General features: G+C 45.5%; 4 protein-coding genes. 3 read left to right on the forward strand and 1 reads right to left on the reverse strand.

Annotation, left to right across the window (positions count from 1 at the left end):
* On the reverse strand, positions 1-803 hold an 803-nt coding region (locus tag H6G00_RS00105; RefSeq protein ID WP_190795073.1), incomplete at its 3' end, for a transposase.
* Between the two features lie 356 nt (positions 804-1,159).
* On the opposite strand from H6G00_RS00105, the gene H6G00_RS00110 reads away from it, so the two are divergent.
* The 3 genes from H6G00_RS00110 to H6G00_RS00120 all read left to right on the forward strand — a co-directional run bounded on the left by H6G00_RS00110 (position 1,160) and on the right by H6G00_RS00120 (position 3,022).
* Positions 1,160-1,396 (forward strand): helix-turn-helix domain-containing protein, encoded by a 237-nt coding sequence (locus tag H6G00_RS00110; protein WP_190795074.1) that lies wholly within the window; start codon positions 1,160-1,162, stop codon positions 1,394-1,396.
* A gap of 213 nt (positions 1,397-1,609) precedes the next feature.
* The gene (locus tag H6G00_RS00115; RefSeq protein ID WP_190795075.1) at positions 1,610-2,434 is read left to right on the forward strand and encodes a DUF4393 domain-containing protein; all 825 of its coding nucleotides are present in this window, start codon (positions 1,610-1,612) and stop codon (positions 2,432-2,434) included.
* Between the two features lie 36 nt (positions 2,435-2,470).
* A complete protein-coding gene (locus tag H6G00_RS00120; RefSeq protein WP_190795076.1) occupies positions 2,471-3,022 on the forward strand; it encodes a hypothetical protein in 552 nt (183 codons plus the stop codon).
* Positions 3,023-3,144: the final 122 nt, after the last annotated feature.

The following is a 3,144-nucleotide window of genomic DNA, read 5'->3' on the forward strand; positions in this document are numbered from 1 at the left end:
AACCCGCTGAGGCGCTCGAAGCGGAGCAATAAACGCTTGAACTTATCTTCCCAAGCGAACACACGCTCGATGGTGCGAAACTGTTCCTGAAAAATAGCCGCATCGAAAATAGCCTTGCGTCCCCGTTTCGGAGTCTTTCTACCACGCGGATTTTCAGGAATGTTGGGAACCATCCCCCGATTGAAAATCGCTTTGCGGTTTGCCCGGCTATCGTAAACCCCATCAAGACTGACGATTGTATCATTCAGATCGAGTCCGACCTGCTTGGCGACCCGAGTCACTTGTGGCAGGGCTTCTGGCAACAGCGGCGACTCGTTGCGATTCCCAGGGGCTGGAATAAAAGGGGCAATCACATTGCAGTTACGATCACAGAAAGCAACTACTTTATCGCCTTTGAGGTGCTTGTGCCCGCTGTATCCGAGATTATCACCACCCTTCCTTGCTGAGGTCGTCGTTCCATCGCCGTGAATGACGCTGATGTCGAGTTGACCCTTCCGATGCAGCAGCGACACAGATTCGGCAAAAATCGCATCAAAGCACCCCTGAGCTTCAAACCGCCGCAAAGCACTATAGATCCTGGTGTAGTGGATCTCTGGTCTTCCCGCTCTGTCCTTGTCGATGGGTAGCTCTTTCCACTGACATCCCAGGTACAGCAGTTTTAAGATGTAGTTGAACATCACATGCAAGCTGAGCTTCGGCTGCGGACCCCGAGTTCCCTGCTTCAGATGCGGCAAGACAAATTCCTCAAATTGTTCTTGGGTCAAATTTGTGGGAATCGATTGCCAGGATTTAGATTCAGCCATCACTTCTCCAATGCTCGTTCAACTCAAAAGGCTTGTGTCACTTTAGCTTGAGCCGATGGAAATTGAAGCAGATAGAGGCTTCTAGACAAATTCACCCAAGCGGGAAAACCCGCAACCAGTTGATACAGATTCTTTTCAGTAACCTTGCTGGACCTGTGCATCCTAGCCTAGCGATCGCATAGTCAGCAACGCCAAAAATAAAGTTGAGAAGTCAGGCGATCGCGATTTCCTGCGAAAAATTCTACTAACTCTGTTTCGCAAGGGTGTAAAACCTTAAGCAAATCTAGAAATACATCAAGTGATGCATCACTTGATAGAAATTTGGGCAAGCTGATTAACAGAAAGCAAGCAAATCTATGCCTGACTTAGAGCAGCTAAAAATCAGCACAGTTATTCGCAACCTGAGGCAAGAGTTAGGGCTAACCCAAGAGAAACTTGCAGCCAGATTGGGAGTAACCTGTTTGACGGTCAACCGTTGGGAGAACGGACGGGCTAGTCCTTCACCAATGGCGTGTAGGTTACTGGAAGCGATGCTGGAGGAAAGGGGCGATCGCAATAAAACAGTTTCATGTAGTTATTCACAGGACTCCTAATGGCAACTTCAACTTGTCCAAAGTGCAGCAATCATTCCTTTGAAGTAGCTGAGCAGACTCCGAAAGGTTCAAACTTCAAACTCTTGTTTGTGCAATGCTCCTCTTGTGGAGCAGTTGTCAGAGTAATGGACTACTTCAACATCGGTGGCTTGCTCCACACTCTGGCTAAGAAGTTAAACATCAATCTTAGTCGTTAGAATCTCCCCTAAAAACATGTCAGAAGAAAATAAAGTTCGCGATGCTGCGGATGCTGTTAAGGGGGTATTTGAAGCTGTTCCAATACATCAAGATGCACTACAGCCAGCGGCGAAAGAACTAGGCGTTGGGTTGCAAACTGTTGCAAAAACTATTCACATTGCACTTGCCCCAATTTCAGCGTTGGTTTGGGGTTATGAACAAATTCAAGAGTACATTACAGAAGCTCTGTCCAGCAGACTGAAACGACTCCCAGCAGATCAAATAATAACTCCAAGCCCAGCGGTAGCCGGACCAACTCTAGAAGCGTTGAGATTTGCAGGGTATGAGCCCACCCTGCGCGAACTCTATGCCAATTTGCTTGCCACAGCGATGGATGCACAAACTGCTACGGATGCTCACCCTGCGTTTGTAGAAATCCTAAAGCAGCTAACGCCTGATGAGGCAAGGATTATGCAGCTATTTGCCGTTCGGCTAGCATTTCCTATGCTTAAGGTTGATTGCCAATTTCGAGAGAGTCAGACAAGCGAGGCATTTGTGGAAGGATTTAGAGCATTGAGAAATTTTTCGCTGCTTGCAGAAGAAGCTAATTGCTCTTGTCCTAAACTGTCTGAGAGTTATATAGATAATTTATGTCGTCTAGGTTTAGTGGAAATTATAGACGACATGGTTCATCCCAAGACTTATCAAGCCTTGGAGAATCATCCTGCAGTTCTAAAGCTGATGTCTCAGGCACTGCAAGACGGTGACAGAACAATACACCTTCAACGTCAAACTGTTCTCGTCACTAGTTTGGGCAGACAGTTTTGCAGAGCCTGTGTTGTTGAGCATAGTGCTCAGTAGTTCAAGAAATCAGTTTCATTAATTGATTACGACAAAATGTCAGTTCACATAGTGGCTCTACCTGGTGTTCCTGCTTCAGGCACCCCAGAAGCTCAGGTCTTTTGGACTTCTTTTTGGCCCGCCCTTTATTCTGGAATGATTTCCGGTATTTTAACTGGTGTTTTTGTTGGCTTAGTAGTTTGGGCGTTACAAAAGCAAGCAGAAAGACGAATAGAACTGCGGCAAATAAACTCAGAATTAGCGATTGTTCGTGAGAGATTGTATCGAATTGCTCAGAAGAGAGATGTAGTTTTGATGGACGTAGCAAGCAAGGCTATTCCTAGCAGAATTTATGAAACTTTAGATATCCTCAATTCTTCACCCTTGCGAAAATGGCGGCAAGAAATAGGAAGAAACTTTCAACGTCCGTTAATCGAAAAATTGATATTACTTGAAAATAGTTACGTGGACTTCTTAGCCTCATCTGATGATTTCTCTATCCTTCTACGTCAAGTAGTGCGGCATCACAATCATGAGCGTGACATAGACATTGCTTATGATTCACTTTTTCACACTTATGGAATCGGCAGAATCGGGATTGTAAATTGAAGTGTGTCAAAGGTCAGAAGTTGAGATCTAATGAACTACTGAACCAGAGATAGAAACACATGACCTTTCAACCTGAACTGCTTGACCAACTGCTACAAAGCTACGAGAAACCCGAAGACCTG

The organism is Leptolyngbya sp. FACHB-541 (assembly GCF_014695875.1).
Lineage (GTDB): Bacteria > Cyanobacteriota > Cyanobacteriia > Elainellales > Elainellaceae > JAAUTN01.

Coding starts and splice junctions, on each gene's coding strand:
- H6G00_RS00115 (WP_190795075.1), top strand. CDS start 1,610: ATGTCAGAAGAAAATAAAGTTCGCGATGCTGCGGATGCTGTTAAGGGG.
- H6G00_RS00120 (WP_190795076.1), top strand. CDS start 2,471: ATGTCAGTTCACATAGTGGCTCTACCTGGTGTTCCTGCTTCAGGCACC.
- H6G00_RS00110 (WP_190795074.1), top strand. CDS start 1,160: ATGCCTGACTTAGAGCAGCTAAAAATCAGCACAGTTATTCGCAACCTG.